Genomic DNA, 18,694 nt, shown 5'->3' on the forward strand with positions numbered 1-18,694 from the left:
GCCAGCCTCGCCAACGCCGCCGGAAAAGCCTAACGCCCCGCGATCTCCACGGGCTGCAGCGTCGCACTCTTCGGTTCTCGGTTGTCGCCCGAGGAACGCCCGGTGAGGCGGCGACCAATCCAGGGGAGCACGTATTCACGCCAGTAGGCCGCGGTGCGGGGCCGGGCGTCATCCGCGGGCCCTTCGTCTGCAGCAAAGTCGGGCACGGGAACTTCGAGCGCCGACAACACGTTGCTCGCCACCCGCGCATGACCGCGCGCGTTGAGGTGCAGCTTGTCGACCGACCAATACCGCAACTGCGTGAGTTCTTGGTCTGCCCAGTTATTCACGAAAGTCACGTTGTCTTTCGACGCCCGCGCCATGACCTCTTGGGCCAACCGGTCGCCGCGCGTGGCCATCACCGAACCGAACGGCAAGTGCTTGCTGGGGTTGCCACCACTCAGCAGCAGAACATGGATGCCGCTAGCTGTCGCCGTATCGACTGCGGCCAGCAGCTGGTCGGTGATCGATTCCAGCGAAACTCGGGGGCGCATAATGTCGTTTCCGCCGCCGTTGATGCTCATCAGCTGGGGCCGGAGGGCGACCGCGGCCTGCAGCTGCTCCCCCGCGATGGGCGCCAAGAGCCGTCCGCGAATGGCGAGGTTCGCATAGGTGACCGGCTCAGGCGATGCGAGCGCAAGGCCGAGAGCAACTTGGTCTGCCCAACCGCGCACCCGGCCATCCGGCAGTTCATCTCCGACGCCCTCAGTGAAACTGTCACCGATGGCGACGTAGCTTGTGAACTGATGAGACATACAGCGTTACCTTCCGAAGGGGGAATCGGGGCGGCGCCAAATCACGACGAGCGCAGTGGCGATCGGCCCGAAGATGAGGGCGAGAAGAAACCACACCCAGCGCCGACGATGCTTCATTTCCGCAAGGCCGGCGGTGACAATAGCGAGGGCAATCCACGCCCAACTGCCATCGAGAAGTGTTTGAGTTTCAATCATCCCGCCAGCCTACGCCTGGGCCGGAGGACGGCGGCCACGCGCCAAAGATCGGCACGCGGCCAAGGGGCTAAAGAGCCTTGATCGCCTCAACAACATCGGAGGGCTCGGCACGCAACTTGTAGTCGGCCTGCACGAACGCGTACGCGATAGTGCCGTCTTGCGCGATCACGTAGGTTGCGGGAAGCGGCAGTTGCCAGCCGGTCGCGCCGTTGGACTTCACGAGGTCGTAGCCAGACTTCTCGTAGAACGCCTTGGTGCGGTCATCCACGGGGTGAAGGAGTCCGAAGCCGTTGATCGCTTCAAGCTCGCCGTCGGAGAGCACTGGGAATTCGAGGTTGTGCTTCTCTTCGAGCGAGAGGGATTCGTCAGGAGTTTGTGGCGAGATAGCTACCAGGGTTGCTCCGGCGGCACGGAACTGAGGCAGAGTCTCCTGCAGCGCCTTGAGCTCGAGGTTGCAGTAGGGGCACCAAGAGCCGCGGTAGAACGCGATTGCAACCGGGCCCTTGTTGAGTAGTTCGCTCAGGCGCACGGTGTTGCCTTCGGCATCCGGCAGCGCAAAGTCGGGAGCGGTGTCGCCGACCTTGAGCGCGTTGTTGACGATGCCAGCCTTTTCGACTTCGGTCACCGAGTTCGTGAGAGTCGCGCTGTCTTCGGCAGACTTTGTAGCCGCACTGTTGTCGGCACGTTCTTTGAGCTGCTGGGTGAGATTCATGGCGCTCCAAAAAATTGGGGAAAATGTCGTTGCAGGAGTGAACCGCCCGCAACGCCACGCTATTCCGGGTGTCTGAATAGTTGCCGCGTGAATTTGGTGCGCTTGCTCCACTATGCCCGAGCGCGAGCCGACATCTCTTCAATCAACTCCAGCGCCCGGCGTAGGCCGGTGCTCGACGTATTGACGGTGTACGGGAAGTACACAACCTCCACCCCGACGGCAGCGAACTCACGCTCCAACTTCAGCCCCTTTTCGGTGCCGCGCCAGTCGTCGCCCTTGAAGAACAGAGTGAACTGCAAACGACGCCACATCTCCAACTTGTCTGGCACCGTTTCGGCGACCGCCTCATCCACATAACAGATGCTGCGCACGATTTCTAAGCGCTCCTCAAGGGGAACTGTGGGGCGCATTTTCTTGGTCTGCTCCAGCATTTCGTCGGAGACAACACCGGCGATCAGGTAGTCGCACTGTTCTTTTGCGCGTTTGAGAATGTTGAGGTGGCCAACGTGAAAGAGGTCGTAGGCTCCTGCGGCGTATCCAATTCTTTGAGACATATGCTCACCGGGTTCAGGTCGGGGAAGGCGTGAGTTCTGTGGTGGGGGTAGGCAGCGGTGCCACGGCAAGCGCGAACCGCACGGAGCGGTCGTGCTCGAAGGGGTAGCGGTGCCCTCGCTCGAGGACGAGCGACGTGAGGAAGAAGAGCGTGAAGATCACACTCGACTCAATGAGGCCGTTCTCGAGCGCACTGCGCACGAGAAGCAGAACGAGCAGGGGAAGCGTGAGGGTGCGTAGTTCGCGATTCTTGAGACTGTCCCTCAGGGTAAAGAGCACCCAGATGCCGACTGCGATCAGGCCGAGGATGCCAGCCTGCGACAGGATGGAGATCCAACTGCTGTCGAGCACTTGAACATCCCACCAGCGCTGATCGACCTCAATGGTCTTGGCGGCGAGGCCGACGCCGATCCACTTGTGCCAGGTGTCCATCGGGATGCTGAAGACGGCTTGCCACGCAATCGTGCGGGAACTGAGAGTGGCGAGTTCACTGACATCCTGCCCGCGAATAGCGACCTCAGACACCACATTCGTGAACGCGACCATCGCATAGGAGACAGGCACGAGCAGGATGAGGGCGATGCCCGTGGAGTGCGGAACCGGCCACGCCAGCACGACGGCCAGCACCATCGCGATGACGACAACGATCAGGGTGGTGCGAGATCCGGTGGCCAACAGAATCGCTGCGAATGTCACGAGCAGCACCGACTTGCGCGGCGTGAGACCACGCCGCGCGATGTCGATCGCAATCGCAAGCAGAGGCGGCGCGGCAAGCCCGGCGAGCTCGTTGGGCTTCATGGCGGGGATGCCACTCGGCAGTCGGCCGTCGCTCAGAAACTGGGGTAGCCCGCTCGCGGCGCCGATAAGAGTCAGGATGCCCATCGCAATGAACAGCGACGTCAACACCTCAAGCGGCGCAGCACTGCTCGCCAGCACGTAAACGGTTGCGGCGAGCAGCACGATGCGCACCGCGAGCACGAGCGACGGCATCGCGCTATCTGTTGCCAGTGCGCCAACGCACGAGAGCCCCACAACGATGAAGAGCAGGATGACCGATCGCACGCCGACTCGCGCATGAACGCGAGCGCGCGAATGTATCGCTACCGCGCACAGAAAAGCTGTAAAGGCGACAAGGGCCTTTGCGATGACCACGACGTCAAAGCCGCCATCAAAGAGGGCATCGGGTCGCCACGAGACAACGCTCAGAACAACGAGGAGCCACGTTCCGATCAAGGAACGTGAGACGGTACTGCGCTCCCGCTGTTCTGTCGCGATCATTAGTCCACGACCACGCGTTCATTCTCGCTTGAGCGCTCGGCGGCAGAGGCAGCAGCAGTTTCGGTGCGTCCTGAGGGCGGGGCAGGCTTAGGCGGTGACGGCTTCGGTACGGGCGTCGGCGAAGATGAGGATTCGGATGCCATGTTCTTCTTCCTGTCGGGGCCAGCCTTGGTGACCGTTGAAGCGTCTGCGGTGGCAGTCGCGGTTGCGGTCGAGGTCAAGGGCGGGGTCGCGGTCGCGGCGGGAGCCACGGGCTTGCTGGCTTTGCGCCGCAAGTGCACGCGCGCTTTCGCCGGAACGCTCGCGAAGTCATCCGGGGTCCAGGTCGCCATTAGCTCGAAGTGGCGAGCATTAGGCACATCAGTCAGCACGACGCCGAGGGGGCGAACTCCCGCAATGCGGAGTTGGCTAACAGTCTGGGCGAGTTCAGCCTCCGAGCTGCGGTTATAGCGAACAACGATGATGGCGACCTCGACGAAGGGCGCGATGAGCGGAATGCTCAGCGGTCGAGTCTCGGATGTTGCTTGCGTGAGCACAACATCCGCTCGCGAGATAAGCCGCGTGAGCACCGATCGCAGGGTCTTGTCTGCGGCAACTTCGGTCGTTTCGGCTACCCCGGCGGATACGAAGAGTGCCTCTGAACCGTCGAGAGGTCGGGTGACCTCCGGCAGGGTGGTGGATTCGTTGAGGAGTTCGGCAAGTCCCGCAGTGCCGGCGAAGGAGGCAAGGGCGTTGTCGTCGCCGGAAGAGGGGTGCGCCTCGACGAAGAGGGCTTGTCTTCCGGTGGCGGCAACCGCAGCCACGACACCGAGCGAAACGGAGGCGTGGTTGGCGGCGTCACCGGCGGGGGCCAGCAGCAGGATGCGCGGCACTGCGCCTCCGTTGGCTTGCGTGATGCGGGCGAACGCTTCCGCGTACGCGGCATCCACTGTCGATTCAGCGTCAGAACTGTTGCCCCGGGCGCGGCGATGACCGCGCGGAACGGCCGCGAGCACGGGCAATCCGGTGACCCTTCGCACATCGCTCGGCTGACGCATCCGGTGATCGAAACGAGCTAAGAACAACGCCAGCACAGCACCGGCGGCAAGCCCAGAGATGAGTCCGAGACCGAGAATGACCGTCTTTTGCGGGGCGCTCGGTGCCGAGGGCGGCAGTGCAGGGATGAGGCGCTCAAGCGAGACCGAGAACGTGCCGAAGTCTTCGACCCGGGAGACGAGGCGCGACAGGCTGTCGGCGACAGCGTTGGCGATGCGGGCGGCATCCGCAGCAGTGCTTGCTTGGGCTGCGATGTTTATGTTGACGGTGCTGTTGGGGTTGGTCGCCGAGACTTGGCTGCGCAACTCTTGCACCGTGAGGTCGAGGCCGAGGTCAGAAATGACCGGCTCGAGAACCTCAGAACTGCGCACCAAATCGGTATACGAATTTACCCGGGCCAGCGAGAATTGCGAGCGTTCGGCGAGAGTCGCATTGACGTCTTTGACGCTCAAAAAGAGGGTGGCCGTTGACGTGTAGGTTGGCGGAATGCTGAACGCAATGAGCGCAGCGGAAGCTACTCCGACCACGACAGCAACTAGGATTGCACGCCATCGCTGCCGGAAAATCTCGAGATAACTCAAACTTTCCACGCGTTGAACCCCAATCGGGATGGGTAACAATCAGCACAGCATTGTGCCAAACAAGCGTTTGCAGGTTTCCTTACCCTAGTAGCATTCGCGCGATTCTGGGAGAATAGATACCGGATCGATTCCACGGAGCACACCCGATACCGCGGAGTTTCGAACCGTGAGGAGCGCTGATGAGCGTTGCGACGGGCACGACAAGTCGGCGTTTTCGACGTCGACAGGTCTTCGGTGCGGTCGCAATCGTGCTTGCTCTCGCCCTCGCCGCCAGCGCCCTCGTGGTCTCCTCGCTCGGCGGGAGCGCCAGCACAACGGTGCGCCCCGCTGTGCCGTTCGTTTCTGGTGTTGGCGCCCCCGAGAACGTTGCGACAGAGGCTGCGGATGCCGGTGCGGCCGAGCTCGGAACCACCGATTATGAGATCCAGGCCGGCGCTCTCTTCGTCTCGCCCACCGGCGACAACGACGCGGACGGCAGCCTCGAGTCACCGCTCCGCACGATCAAGGCAGCACTGGCGCGGGTCTCCGCGGGCGGCATGATCGTGCTGCGGGCGGGCGAGTATCACGAGGCGTTCACGATTGCCGAGGGCACCCCCGTGACGGTGCAGTCGTACCCGGGTGAGGTTGTTTGGCTCGACGGCAGCGAGGTTGTGGAGGGCTGGCAAGCCGACGGCGAGCAGCCCGGCGACGCCGAGTACGACGGCGAGCTCTGGTCGGTGCCGTGGGGCACCGTCTTCGACTCGAGCCCCACCTACGAACGGGGCGCTCCCGATAACACCGAGCAGTACTGGAACTTTGTGACCGCCGGGCATCCGCTCGCCGCCCATCCGGACCAACTGTGGCTGGATGACGCCCCACTCACGCAGGTCGGCTCGCGCGACGAGGTGACGGCGTCGAGCTTCTTCCACGACGAGAGCGCGGGCGTGCTGTACCTCGGCGAGAACCCCAGCGGCCACACCGTGCGGGCAAGCACGCTGCAGCGTGCCCTGAGCATCCGGGCAGAAGGATCGACGATTCGCGGCATCGGCATTCGTCGCTTTGCGCCCTCGGTGCCCGACTTTGGCGCCGTCACGGTGGAGCGACCGGGCGTGACGATCGAGAACGTGGTGATCACCGAGTCGGCTACAACGGGCCTGTTCATCACGGCGGCCAACACGACGATCCGCCAAGTCACGGTTACCGAAAGCGGGATGATCGGAGTGGCCGCGAACTACGCCGATAACCTCCTGATCGACGGGCTGAAAGCATCCGGCAATAACACGGAGTGGTTCAACCGCGCACCCGTCGCGGGCGGACTCAAACTCACCCGCTCGCGCACCGTCGAGATTCGCAACTCTGACTTCTCCGACAACAACGCGACCGCCCTCTGGTTCGATCAGTCCTGTCGCGACCTGACCATCACCGGCAACACCTTCGTGGGCAATGCTGGGCACGGGCTCTTTCTCGAAATCTCCGCTCGCGCGCTCGTGGCCGACAACTACCTCGCCGACAACGGCATCTTCGGCATGAAGATCAATGACACGAGCAGCGTCGAGATTCGCGACAACGTCGTCGTGGGCAGCCGCAACGCCATCGCGGTGCTTCAAGACAACCGCCTCAAGAGCGACGAGAACGAAGCCGGTCACGACGAACGGTATCTGGATGACGCCGAGATGACCTGGGTCGGCACCGACGTGAGCATCATCGGCAACACTCTCGTCGGTAGCAGTGAAGCTCTCCTCTGGATCGAGGACTACTCCCGCACCCGCAGCGCCCGCGACTTCGGCATCACCGTCGATAACAACCTCTACGTGCGCGCGACTGAACTCGAACCGCGAATCCTCATTGCCTGGCCGACCAACGCGATCGGGGTGACCCCGTTTAGCTCGCTCGCCGACTTTGCGCGCTGCACCGGGCAAGAGCAGACCGGGCTCGAGCACCTCGGCGGCAGGGTGATCGAGCGCTAGGTCGGTCGCTGGGCCGAGCGTTTCGCCGACCGAACCGCAGCACTCAGCGCCGAGCGCCAGCCCTCCGGGGTTCAGCCCGCCCGCACGAGCGGCACCAGAATCAGCCACCGAATTGCCAAGCCGCCAAGAATGGATGCCGCGGCCAGCGCCGCCGGAACCCATTGCACGTCTCCCCCGGCCAGCAACACCGCGCTCACGATTCCGATAGCGAGAACGGTATCGGCCGCCCGGATCCCGAACACGACCGCTTGTTTTCCGCCGACCGCCGCGAGCGCACCATACGGTGTCACGGCGGCAATAGACGCGGTGTAGGCGATCCAGCCGATGACGGCGAGCAGATCGGGCGCGGTGCCAAAAAGTAGCGCCCCGGCCCACGGCAGCAGCGCGACGAGTAGCGCGCCGACGACCACGGTGAGACCCACCAGGGTGGTTACCGCACGATCCGCTCGCCGTAGTTTCTCGGCCAGAGGCTTGCTGCTGTCTCGGGCGAAGGAGACGAAGAGATACGAGCTAAGGCCGCTGACCGCGAGGGTGGCCGGGGCGACGAAGACGCGACCCGCCTCGAGCAGTCCGGTCGCGGCGAGGCTCGCGAGCACGGTCACGAGAGTGCGCACGACGGTGAGCAGGGCGGGGCGGAGGAACTGTTGGCCCGCCCGCCAGATGCCGTAGCGAAAGACGGTGCCAACACCCCCGCGCACGAAGCCCACGACGAAGCGTTCCTCCCGCGGCAGCAGCACTGCGCCGAGCCCGATAGCGGCGAGCTGGCCGGCAGCAACCGCACCGAGAAAGACGAAGAGGCTGAGGGCTCCGGCGAGCGCACTCAGCCCGATCACGGCGAGCGCGACCGCGAACGACGCGAAGTCGATCAGCATGACGCGCCAGAACCCGAAGCCGGCCATGAGCAGTCGACGCATGAGTTCTTCGAGCGCGAAGAGGGCGACGCCTGCTCCGAACATGACGGCGGTGGCGACATCCAGAAGTCCGGATGCTCCAGCGATCGCTGCGGAAACAACCGCGGTCACCGCTGCAATACCGAGAGCGAACTGCTGCAGCGCCGAGCGCACGGCCGGAGCACGCCGTTCCAGTACGACGAGCGAGTCGCCGACCATCCCACTCGCAAGCCCGGCGACGAGCACCATCACGCCATACGCGATGGCGAAGGCGCCCAGCCCGTCGAAGCCGAGAGTGCGCGCGACAAGGACCTGAATCGTGAAGCTCGAGAGAGCCTGCATTCCCTGAGAGCCGATTGCTCCCAGGGCCGACCGTCTGCCTGACACGCTCAGGCTGCCTACTGCACGGGCCGCGCGCTGAAGTTATCGAACCTCACAGTCACGGGGGCGTTGGGTGCCGAACCCGAGAGGTAACTCTCGAATCCGACCGAACCTGCCGCCTGCAGCGCTGCCGTGGAATCGGTAGTCACGAGCTGCCAGGCGGCCGGCTCGGTGTCTCCCTCCTTCCACAACTTGGCCGAAATCGTAGTGGGGCTCGTGCCCTCCACCGTGGTCTTCAGGATGAAGGTGTCCCCGGCCGCGTACGTCATTCCCGGCACGTTCATGTTGGCGAGCACCACCGTGGAGCCCGACATGATTTGCAGACCGACGACTCCGCCGGTTTGCAGGCGCAGTCGTGCTTGATAGAACGCGGAGCCAACTTGACGACCGATCACGCCGACGACGATGTGGCCGGATTCGGCAACCTTGTCAGCGGTGATCTCCACTTGAGCTTCCACCGAGGTTTCACTCACGCCCTCGAGCAACGCCCGGCGAGTGGTTCCCGTGCTCGTATGCACGAAGGCGCCAGCACCGTTACCCACGGTGTAGGTCGAGTTCGTATTCGACGACCACGCCCCACCCGTGTTCGCGGAGCCCCAACCGGCGGCAACTGTGCGCTCGAAGGTGTCTTCAGCAAAGGCTGCGCCGGGCGGTGCGGTCACGACGACATCGTGACTGACCGTGCCCGTCGCCCCGTCGTCATCCGTCACGGTGAGCACAACGGTGTAGGTGCCCGAACTCGCGTAGCTGTGCGACGGCGTTGCGCCGGTGTCGCTCGCACCATCTCCGAAGTCCCAGGCGTAGCTCGCGACGCTGCCATCGGCGTCCGTCGATCCTGTCGCGTCGAACGCCACGGCGAGTTCAGTCGCGGACGACGTGAACGCGGCAGTGGGTGCCTGGTTCGCCGGAGTCGAGCTGACGGTGACGGGGTGCGTCACGGTAGCCGTGGCGCCCTGATCATCCGTCACCGTCAGAGCTACCGAATAGGTACCCGCGGTCGCGTAGCTGTGATCGGGGCTCGTTGCGGTGCTTGACTGACCATCACCGAAGTCCCACGATCGCGAAGCAATGCTGCCATCGGGATCGCTCGATGCGCTCGAATCGAAGCTCGCGGTCAAAAGGTTCGCCGTACTGGTGAAGGATGCCGTGGGCAGCAGATTCGTCGGCGTCACGGGCTCGTCGGCATGGCCTGCAGTCGCCACGAACGAGTCGTAGCTCACGTGCACGGGAGCATTCGTGGCCGAGCCAGACAGGTAGCTGTACTGGCCGACCGCTCCCGCGGTTTGCAGGTTGGCGACCGATGAGGTTGCGGTGAGGGTCCAGTCGCTGGGTTCACTTGTTCCCTGCTTCCAGACCTTGCCGCGAATGGTCGTCGGCGAGGTTCCGAAGGTTTGCGCTTTCACGAGCAGCACGTCGCCTGGACTGAAAGTGAGGCCCGCAACATCCGTGTAAGCAATGTTGGTCGAGCTGCCACTCAGCAGCTGGAAGGCGAGGGTGCCGTTGGAGAAGTAGCGCACACGGGCTTGGTAGAAGCCGTTGCCGACTTCGCGCATCGTGATGCCCGTGTAGGCGCCACCACCCGTGATCGCTTGGTCGACGGAGATGCTCGCGCTGACCGTCACGTCGTCCGTCGAGACGCTCGGCAACCAGGCGTGCCGGGTGGTACCCGACGAACTATGGTTCACGACTCCGGCATCCGATTCGACCGAGAAGTTGCCGTTGCTGTTCGTCGACCAATCACCACCGACGAGAGCTGTGCCCCAGCCAGAGGTTTCGGAGCGAGCGAATTCGTCGCGAGCCAGCACGGTCACGACGGGCGGATCGAGAGCGATCACGTCATGACTGACCGTTCCCGTTGCCCCCTGGTTATCGGTCACGGTGAGGGTCACGGTGTAGTCGCCGGCGGCAGCGTAGAGGTGCGAAGTGCTTTCTCCACTACCGGATGCTCCGTCGCCGAAGTCCCACGCGTACGAGCTGATCGTGCCGTCGCTGTCGGCCGAGCCACTCGCGTCGAAGCTCACCACGTTGTCGGTGGTTTCGCTCGTAAAGGCTGCGGTCGGCGCCACATTCGGAGCCAACACCGTGACTGCGGCGGAGGCGGTTGCCGAGGCTCCCTTGTTGTCGGTAACCGTGAGGGTGACGTCGTAGGTTCCCGCGGCGGCATACGTGTGATCGACCACGGCATCCGTGCTCGACGCACCATCACCGAAGTCCCACGCGTAGGCGTCGATAGTGCCGTCGGGGTCGCTCGATCCGGTCGCGTCGAAACTGGCAACGAGGTCGCTCTCCGCATGCGTGAACTCGGCAAGCGGTGCTTCGTTCGCGGTCCCGATCAAGAAGTGCGAGCTGACTTCGCTCGGCGTCAACACCGTCTGGTACACCGCGAACTCATCGAGGTCACCGTTGAAGTAGTTCGACGATGCCACTCCGACCGTGTTGCCGCGGCCGAGTCGCCAGTAGCCCGAGAACGTCTGGGTCGGGGTTGCAGCACTGGATGCCACCACTGCACCATCGACGAACAGTTGCAACCCTGCTGATCCCTGGGTCGCTACCGCCTGATGCCACTCGCCATCGTTGTAGGAGGCGGTACTCGAGACGGTGTTGCTGCCCGTGCCGAACACGAGTGTTCCGTCGTTGCGCATCATCACGTGGTCGCCATAGTTGCTGGCGGTCCCGGTGGCGGAGGATCCGAACTCCACGAGCTTGCCACCCGTGGCGCTCGTGGTTCTGAACCATACTTCGCTCGAATACGTCGAAGGGTTCGGCAGCGAGGTCGTCGTTGCCGCGAGCGCCTGCGTGAACTGGGTTGCCGAGTCGCTCGTGCCGCCAAGCGCACCGGGCACGTTGCGCGTGTAGGTGCCGCTGAGTGCTCCATCGAGCCCCTGCAGTCCAGCGTCATTCACGACGGCACCGGACGCTTCACCGAGTCGCCAATACAGCTGCGGGCTCGCGTTGTACACCGCAGCACCGTAGCTGTCAGTGGGTGCGGGCGGTCCGGAAAGCGACCGGCCCGAGAGCTCGAAGTGGTTCTGAATTTGGGCCGCGGTGAGGGGGTTCGGGTACACGGCCACTTCGTCGATGGCACCGTTGAAGTAGTCAGAGCCACTCCAACTGCGGTCTCCACCGATGCGCCAGTAGCCCCAGTAGTTCTGGCCCCACACCACGTCGGGATCTACGCCAACGCGCACTCCGTCGACGAACATTTCCATGCCATCGGCGCCCATGCTGGCGACGACCTGATGCCACTCGTTGTCGTTGTACGACTTCGCACTTTGCACGACGCGAGCGCTACCGGTGTACACACCGAAGTTCAGGCGGCCCGAACTGTCCATGTACACATGGCGGTCGTAGTTGCTTGAGTTACCGGTTTGACGGTTACCGAAGCCGACGATCTTGCCGCCCGAGGTTGTACTGGTCTTGAACCAGGCTTCGACCGAGAATGTGTTGTCGCGCCAGATTTGGGTGTTCGATCCGGCGTAGCTATTCGAGCTTCCCGTGAAGGTCGCGGCGGTGTTGCTGTCGCCGATGATTGCTCCGGATGTTCCGAAGCCCACGTTGTTGGTCGCGGTCGCGTTGTCGCGAGCCACGCTGTCGACCACGGTGTTGCCGCTCTCGCCGAGGCGCCAGTAGTTGGAGGGTTGATCCTCCATCACGGCTGCCGCATAATCGCTCAACTCACCGGCGGCCCCCGCGGTGAACGACACGGTCGAACCCCAGCCATTGTTGCCATAGGGGTCGATCGCGCGCAGGCGATACGTGTAGGTCTGGCCCGGCGTGAGGCCGGTATCCAGGTAGGTCATGGTCGGGCGGTCATAGAACCGCGACGCTTGCTCGGTGACGTAGATGGGTGATCCACTCTTGCCATCCCGGATGAGGTGGTACGTCAGGTTTTCGTTGTCACGATCCCAATCGGCGGTCCAGCTCAGCGCGATCGTTCCGGGCGCGGGAGAGCTCATCGTCGGGGCCAAGTTGGCACCAGTCAGGCGCGGGCCATCCGCATTGGGGGCGATCGCCGGAATCGCGAATCTCAGCAACCCCTGTTGGTTTTGACCGTTGACGCGCGTGAACTCGCCGCCGAAGACGGCGTACTCAGCGTTAGACGTGACATCCCACGGGCCTTGGTATTGGCCGGTGAAGGTTCCGAGGTTGATCTCGGGGAAGAAGTTCAGCAACGACGGGCTCGAGTTGCCCGACCAGTCGTGGTAGCCGTAAGGATCGCGGGAGATGCTGCCGGTTGCATCTTTCGAGAACGCGATTCCGCGGTTGAATGACCACGGGTTCGTCTGCGGGAAGGCATCGATATTGCCGCAGTAGTGCGAGTGACCAGCGGCATAGATGGCTCCGCTGGGCGAGGGAGAAACCGAGTAGGTATCACCGTGGCAGTCGTTGACCCAGACAAGTTCGCCATCCGACCAGTTCGATCGGAAGACGCCCTCTAGGTTGCCGCCGGAGCCGAAGACATAGCCGGAACCGTAGAAGCTGTCGCCGTCAGACGCGAGCGAGAAAATGGCGGCGTTGAGGCCGGCGTTACGCACCTGATTGTTGGTGGCGAAGGGCGTGATGAGCTCTCCAACCGTGGAGTCGACCATGGCAAGGCCGTAGCCGGGATCGCTCGATCCGTTCACGGTCGTGAAATCTCCGCCAATCACAACTTTGGATTCGTCGGGGGAGACAACGATGCCGAAGGCACGACCGCCGGCGAGCTCGGGAGCCCAGGAGGTCACGCTGCCATTTGTGGCGAGAGCTGCAGCGCCGCCGAGGCGAGTGTTGCCACTGACCGAGGTGAATGGTCCCGAGAAGAAGACCTGAGTGTTCGTAGCTACGACCGCATAAACGCGATAGTTCGCGCCAGCATCGAAGCCGCCGTAGATTGCCCCCGTGGCGGTATTGAACGCAACGATGCGACTTTTCGAGACGCCGTTCACCGATGTAAAGTCGCCGACCGCATAGAGCCGGCTTCCGTCAGGAGAGGCGGCCAGAGCACGAACTTGCCCGTTGAACGTCGGAGCCCACGGCAGCAGGGCACCAGTCGTGAGGTTGTACGCGAGCACGTACGAGCGACTCTGCTCGTTGGTGCCCGCGGGCGAACCATACGGTCGGGCTGAGCTGAAATCGCCAGACGCGTAGACGGTGTTGCCCACGATGACCTGGTCCCAGACCACACCATTGATCTGGGGCGTGGGTAAGGGATCAGTAGACACAGTGGTGGGTACAGGCGGGGCAGCCGCAGTGTCGGCAACAGCTGCGGTGGGCAGCGTTACGGTGAGCAAAGTCGCAATTAATGTCATCGCCGCTGCGGCGGAAACAAGTCTCAGCGGGTTCGGTGGCATCTGGCGGGTTAAGCGCATGATGTGCCTTCTCGGGGGTTTGTGGCTATTCAGGTTCCACTTGGTGGGTCACCATACTCCCCCTCCGCCCCGTTTGGGTGCCCCCCAAAAGGGGGTCACGTTTCGGGGGTCGCCCGCCGAGGTGGGTAGACCGATCGTTACAGCAGGTCCGCAATATCCCCTTGGAAAACAACCGGTTGCACGTCGACGGAGTAGTCGACGAGAAGGGTGACATTGCCACGCTGATCAGCAGGAACAGTGAAAATGTATACGCCATCGATCACCGAATTTGCCGCGAGGGATGCCGGCAGCGGCGAGCCGCCCGGCTCACGAAGTTCGGGCGCCGGCGTGCGGTCGGCGCCAAAGTAACAACTGATCACGGTCGTGCGCAACGAGACCACTGACGAGGTCGAGTTTGTCATCGTGACCGTCACGCGCAACGACGGACCAGCGACTTCACCGGGGCCGCGAGCGGTGCCATCGACCTCCTCAACCTTGGTGACTTTTGCCACGAGGCCGGGGGTAACATCCGCTGGCTCCTCGAGCGGAACGGGTGTGACATCGGGCACGGCTGGCCCGTCGACCGGTGCCGCTGTCTCTGTCGCTGTCCCTGTCGCTGCTGGCAACTCGGTTGACGCCCCAGCACTCGGCGTCGCCGCGGGCGCAGCGCCGGGAGTCGAGGTCGGTGCAAGCTGCCCAAACAGCACGACCCCGAGCACCACGAGCAGCGCAATCACGATGCCGCCCGCGATCATGCGACGGGGGCGGGTGCCTAGCCACGACGGCGTGGCCGCCACAGCTTCAGGCTCTAACTCGGTTCCTGGGTGCTTCGACATAGTCATGGCAGCTCCGTGCCTCGGGAGTGGTCGGTACTGGACGGTACACCCGCGCCCTTCAGCACCGTACCCCCTGTTCTGGGGCCACGGCGAGAAACGTGAGCGGCGTACACTTCCAAGCCAGACTGTGGGGAGTCTGGTCGAAGTTCTTGAGTCCGTCAACGGAGGAGGGAAAGTTGAACGGCCCACGCCCCCCTGCCGAGCGCGAACCGATCGTTCGCCTCCTCGGAACCCACGGCATTCCTGCCGCCTACGGTGGCTTTGAAACTGCCGCCGAGAACGTCGCCATTTTTCTGCGTGACCACGGCTGGCGCCCTGTTGTTTACTGCCAAGTTCCGGGCACCGGCGCCATCACGACAGACCTGTGGCACGGCATCGAACGGGTGCTGATTCCGGAACAACGCGAAGGATGGTTGGGCACCGCACGCTTCGACCTCACCTCGATCCGGCATGCGATTCGACACCGGGATATCTGCCTCACGTTTGGGTACAACACGGCCGTGTTCAACATCCTGCAGCGTCTCAAGCGCATCCCGAATGTCATCAACATGGATGGCATCGAGTGGTCTCGTTCGCGCTGGGGCAAGGGGCGGCAGGCAATTCTGTGGATAAACGAACGGATCGCCTGTTGGGTGGGCAATCGACTCATTGCCGATCATCCGGTCATCGAAACTTATCTGGCCACACGCGCTCGGCGCTCGAAACTCGTCACGATCACGTACGGCGCCCACGCTGTCGAAGCCGCTGACACTCTGCCGGTAACCAGTCGCGGCCTCACGCCCGGGCGCTATCTGACGCTCATCTGTCGGCCCATCCCCGAGAACACGATTCTCGAACTTGTCACCGCGTTTTCCCGAGAACGCCGCGATCACCAGTTGGCGATCTTCGGCACCTACGACGACAGCGATCCCTATGCGCGGGCGGTGCGCGAAGCCGCCAGCGATGAGGTGCTGTTCGTCGGCCCGATTTACGAACCCGATGAGGTGTCTTCTTTGAGATTCCATTCCCTTGGCTACCTGCACGGTCATACCGTTGGCGGCACGAACCCCTCGCTCGTCGAAGCGATGGCCGCCGGCAATGCGGTGATCGCCCACGACAATCCCTACAACCGTTGGGTTGCCGGTGACGGTGCACTCTATTTTTCGGGCGTGGATGACGCAGCCGCCCACATCACGACGCTGCTCGCGGCGCCCGATCGCCGGGCTTCGCTCGCGGCCGCCAGCCGCGCCAGGCATGCCGCCGAGTTCACGTGGGAACGCGTCGCGGGGCAGTACGCGGAGCTCCTCGCCGAGCAGCTCCCCGCCGGCACGGCTCCCGTCGCCGCTCCGCGCTCGACCCCGTCGCCGCGACCCGGAGCGAACGCATGATCCGCGTGGGCGTGGTCGGGCTCGGCAAAATGGGGCTCTCGCACTTGTCGATGATTCGGGCGCATCCTCACGTCTCGGTGGACGCGGTTGTCGATTCGGCTGGCTACATCTTGGGGGTGCTGTCGAAGTACACGGGCCTGAAGACTTTTACTGATTTCGAGAAGATGCTCGACAGCGTTGAACTCGATGCGGTGCTCATCGCGACCCCGACCCGCTTTCATGCGGCGATGGTGCGCACGGCTCTCGACCGCGGGCTTCACGTGTTTTGCGAGAAGCCCCTCACGCTCACCGCAGCGGAATCCGCCGAGCTTGCGGGAGTCGCAGCTGTCCGTGGCCTTGTCACGCAAGTCGGATATCACAACCGTTTCGTCGGCACCTTCCGCGAGGCTAAGCGACTGTTGGAGGCAGGCGCGATCGGCCGGGTCACCCACTTGCAGGCCGAGTCGTATGGCCCGGTCGTGCTCAAGGCGAAGGGCACGACGTGGCGCAGCAAGCGCACCGAGGGCGGCGGCTGTCTCTATGACTATGCCGCGCATCCGCTCGACCTCGCGACGTGGTTTGTCGGCAACGCCACCGGCGTCGGCGGCACCATTCTGGGCAGCGTCTTTTCGGAGAATACCGAAGACGAGGTCTACAGCACGATCTACTTCGCCGACGGAGTCAGCGGGCAGCTCTCGGTGAACTGGTCGGATGAGTCGTACCGCAAGATGACCACTCGGGTGAGCATCTTCGGCACGCAGGGCAAGATCATTGCCGACCGCCAAGAGATTCAGGTCTACCTGCGCAGCACCGCCCCCGAGCTCGAGGGCTACGAACCCGGCTGGACGATCAAGTCGACCACCGAGCTCACCGATGAGGTGTGGTTCTACCTCCGCGGCGAGGAATACAGCGCCCAACTCGATCACTTCGTGCAGCGCATCGGTGACCCCTCGCTGCCCGCCACCAACGACTTCGCGAGTGCTGCCATCACTGACCGCATCATCGAACTGCTGACAGCGGATGCCGCCGCCGGGCCCGCCACAACCACCCTCGTCGGCGAGACCACGGCTTCGACCGCACCCAAAGCCCGCCGCGGAAGCCTTCTAGGGAGACGCTCATGAGCACCACCGCACCGCGCACCACCGACTCGGGCGGCCCGCTCACCACTCCCGGTTCGTCGAAACTCGACCCGGTGCTGTTTGGCGATAACCAGTTCTTTGGCATCAACCATCGCTCGGAGGAAAAGGCTCGCGAGCAGGCGATGCGCTTTCAAGATCTCGACGCGATCATGGCGGTCATCGACGATGCCTACGCCAGCGGCATCCGCACTCTCATGTGCACAACGCACGACCGCATTGCCGATGTGGTGGAGCGAGTGCGCGCTGACCCTGAGCGCTACGACGGGTTCTCGTTTTTCCCCTGCATGCCGTACGCGCACAAGTACGCCGACGCGGTCACCGAGAACGGAATCCTGGGGGCCCTCAATCGCTTCATGCCCGACGAAGGCATGCTCAACGCAATGATGCGCGGCGGCCGTTCGCTGGCCAAGAAAGACATCGAGGGCATCATCACCCTGCTGGTGGATGCCGAGATGGCCGGCTTCGCTGGCGTGCGCACCCCGGTGGTCTGGCTGCAGAACGTCGTCGTGGATCTGCTGCTGGGGCTCGGCTTTACCGATGCCTTTGCGATCTTCGCGGCCCACGTGCGCACCCGCTACGGCGCCGAGCCCGGCTTCATCACGATGAACCTGCCGATGCTGCTCGATCACCTCGATCAGGCCGGCATCGAGAATCCGCTCGTGTGTTCCAACATCAACAAGATCGGGTTCCGGATGTCGGGCGGCGTTGAGGCCTATCAGGATGCGTTGGCCAAGCGGCCGTTCCGTGCTGTCGCGATGTCGGTGTTTGCGTCGGGAGCGATCCCCCCGCGAGAGGCACTGGAGTGGATCTATGCGCAGCCCGGAATTGAATCAATCGTGTTCGGAGCATCCAGTCGCTCTCACATCGAAAGCACCGTTGCGCTCGTGCGCGAGTTCGAGAACTAACTCGCGTCGATAGCGCGCAGCTGCCGAAACCAGCGCCCAAGCACAGCGAGCAGAATGAGCGCGTTGGCGAGAAACAGCAGGCCATAAAACACCACGAAGCCGTCCATCCAGCCAAAGAGAACAAAGCTGAGGCACAACACGGCGTAGTCGGTGGGAATCGCGACAATCGTCTGCAGCCAGCCGCCACCACCACTGGGCTTGGCGTAGGCGCGCCCGCGCTCGGCGGAGGCAATGCGGCGCAACTGATCGGTGAGAATCATCGCGAAGAAGAACACCGACGACACCACGATGAAGCCGAGCGGAATCAGCAAGATGCTGTCGGGCCATCCAGTGTCGAAACGGTACAGCGAGATCAGGATGACGCCGTGAAAGATCACGATCTTGAACGCGTCGACCACGTGGTCGAGCCACTCTCCCGCTTTCGTACCGCCGCCACGCAACCGCGCCAGTTGGCCGTCAGCAGAGTCGAGGGCGTACCCGAGCAGCAGCAGGAAGGCCACGAGGATGCCAAGCCACCAGCTCGGCTGCACGGTGGCCACGAGCACAAGCGCGATCGCCGTCATGAGGGCGCTGAGGCCGGTGACTTGGTTGGGCGTGCGCCCGGCGAGGTAGGCGGCTGCTGCGAGCAGGCGCCCCAGGCGGCGGTTGATCCACCGCGAATACGGCGGAGCGCCCCGGCCAGGCTTCTGAGCAGACGCGAGCGAGCGGACAATCGCACCGAATGTTTCCGGCACTTCTGGGCGTTCCCCTGTGGCGGTCATGTTTCACCATAGCCCT

At 63.5% G+C, this 18,694-nt stretch carries 14 protein-coding genes; 4 read left to right on the forward strand and 10 right to left on the reverse strand.

From position 1 onward, the window contains the following. Window positions 1-29 precede the first annotated feature (29 nt). From I6E52_RS08125 to I6E52_RS08150, 6 genes are all read right to left on the reverse strand, one after another. Entirely contained in the window at window positions 30-794 is a 765-nt protein-coding gene (locus I6E52_RS08125; protein WP_197156208.1) for an SGNH/GDSL hydrolase family protein, read from the reverse strand. Window positions 795-800: 6 nt separating this feature from the next. Further along, entirely contained in the window at window positions 801-989 is a 189-nt protein-coding gene (locus I6E52_RS08130; protein WP_197106795.1) for a hypothetical protein, read from the reverse strand. A gap of 67 nt (window positions 990-1,056) precedes the next feature. Beyond that, window positions 1,057-1,701 carry a peroxiredoxin-like family protein gene (locus I6E52_RS08135; RefSeq protein ID WP_197156211.1) on the reverse strand — a complete coding sequence of 215 codons (645 nt, stop codon included), beginning with the start codon at window positions 1,699-1,701 and terminating at the stop codon, window positions 1,057-1,059. A gap of 110 nt (window positions 1,702-1,811) precedes the next feature. After that, the gene (locus I6E52_RS08140; RefSeq protein WP_197156213.1) at window positions 1,812-2,255 is read right to left on the reverse strand and encodes an adenylyltransferase/cytidyltransferase family protein; all 444 of its coding nucleotides are present in this window, start codon (window positions 2,253-2,255) and stop codon (window positions 1,812-1,814) included. A gap of 13 nt (window positions 2,256-2,268) precedes the next feature. Then, window positions 2,269-3,531: an O-antigen ligase gene (locus I6E52_RS08145; protein ID WP_197156215.1), complete on the reverse strand. Its 1,263-nt coding sequence runs from the start codon at window positions 3,529-3,531 to the stop codon at window positions 2,269-2,271. Then, window positions 3,531-5,156 carry a Wzz/FepE/Etk N-terminal domain-containing protein gene (locus I6E52_RS08150; protein WP_197156217.1) on the reverse strand — a complete coding sequence of 542 codons (1,626 nt, stop codon included), beginning with the start codon at window positions 5,154-5,156 and terminating at the stop codon, window positions 3,531-3,533. Before I6E52_RS08150 ends, I6E52_RS08145 begins: the two co-directional genes overlap by 1 nt. A gap of 170 nt (window positions 5,157-5,326) precedes the next feature. Here I6E52_RS08150 and I6E52_RS08155 point away from each other — a divergent pair, with 170 nt between their 5' ends. Continuing rightward, window positions 5,327-7,093 carry a right-handed parallel beta-helix repeat-containing protein gene (locus I6E52_RS08155; protein ID WP_197156219.1) on the forward strand — a complete coding sequence of 589 codons (1,767 nt, stop codon included), beginning with the start codon at window positions 5,327-5,329 and terminating at the stop codon, window positions 7,091-7,093. A gap of 71 nt (window positions 7,094-7,164) precedes the next feature. Here I6E52_RS08155 and I6E52_RS08160 read toward each other — a convergent pair whose 3' ends face one another. The 3 genes from I6E52_RS08160 to I6E52_RS08170 all read right to left on the reverse strand — a co-directional run bounded on the left by I6E52_RS08160 (window position 7,165) and on the right by I6E52_RS08170 (window position 14,527). Continuing rightward, a complete protein-coding gene (locus tag I6E52_RS08160) occupies window positions 7,165-8,370 on the reverse strand; it encodes a hypothetical protein (protein WP_197156221.1) in 1,206 nt (401 codons plus the stop codon). Window positions 8,371-8,381: 11 nt separating this feature from the next. Then, window positions 8,382-13,712, reverse strand: a complete 5,331-nt coding sequence (locus I6E52_RS08165; protein WP_197156223.1) for a PKD domain-containing protein — start codon at window positions 13,710-13,712, stop codon at window positions 8,382-8,384. Window positions 13,713-13,849: 137 nt separating this feature from the next. Continuing rightward, window positions 13,850-14,527, reverse strand: a complete 678-nt coding sequence (locus I6E52_RS08170; RefSeq protein WP_197156226.1) for a hypothetical protein — start codon at window positions 14,525-14,527, stop codon at window positions 13,850-13,852. Window positions 14,528-14,703: 176 nt separating this feature from the next. Here I6E52_RS08170 and I6E52_RS08175 point away from each other — a divergent pair, with 176 nt between their 5' ends. From I6E52_RS08175 to I6E52_RS08185, 3 genes are read left to right on the forward strand one after another with little or no spacing between them, the layout of a single operon-like run. Next, the gene (locus I6E52_RS08175; protein WP_197156228.1) at window positions 14,704-15,894 is read left to right on the forward strand and encodes a DUF1972 domain-containing protein; all 1,191 of its coding nucleotides are present in this window, start codon (window positions 14,704-14,706) and stop codon (window positions 15,892-15,894) included. Then, the gene (locus tag I6E52_RS08180; RefSeq protein WP_197156230.1) at window positions 15,891-16,994 is read left to right on the forward strand and encodes a Gfo/Idh/MocA family protein; all 1,104 of its coding nucleotides are present in this window, start codon (window positions 15,891-15,893) and stop codon (window positions 16,992-16,994) included. The genes I6E52_RS08175 and I6E52_RS08180 overlap by 4 nt, the downstream gene beginning before the upstream one ends. After that, complete coding sequence (locus I6E52_RS08185; protein WP_231601798.1) at window positions 16,991-17,917, forward strand: hypothetical protein; 927 nt, start codon at window positions 16,991-16,993, stop codon at window positions 17,915-17,917. The genes I6E52_RS08180 and I6E52_RS08185 overlap by 4 nt, the downstream gene beginning before the upstream one ends. Here the strand turns inward: I6E52_RS08185 and I6E52_RS08190 are convergent. Further along, the gene (locus I6E52_RS08190; RefSeq protein ID WP_197156232.1) at window positions 17,914-18,678 is read right to left on the reverse strand and encodes a CDP-alcohol phosphatidyltransferase family protein; all 765 of its coding nucleotides are present in this window, start codon (window positions 18,676-18,678) and stop codon (window positions 17,914-17,916) included. The two genes, I6E52_RS08185 and I6E52_RS08190, sit on opposite strands and share 4 nt — an antisense overlap. Between the last annotated feature and the right edge of the window lie 16 nt (window positions 18,679-18,694).

The sequence above is a fragment of the Salinibacterium sp. NG253 genome (assembly GCF_015864945.1).
Taxonomy (GTDB): Bacteria; Actinomycetota; Actinomycetes; order Actinomycetales; family Microbacteriaceae; genus Rhodoglobus.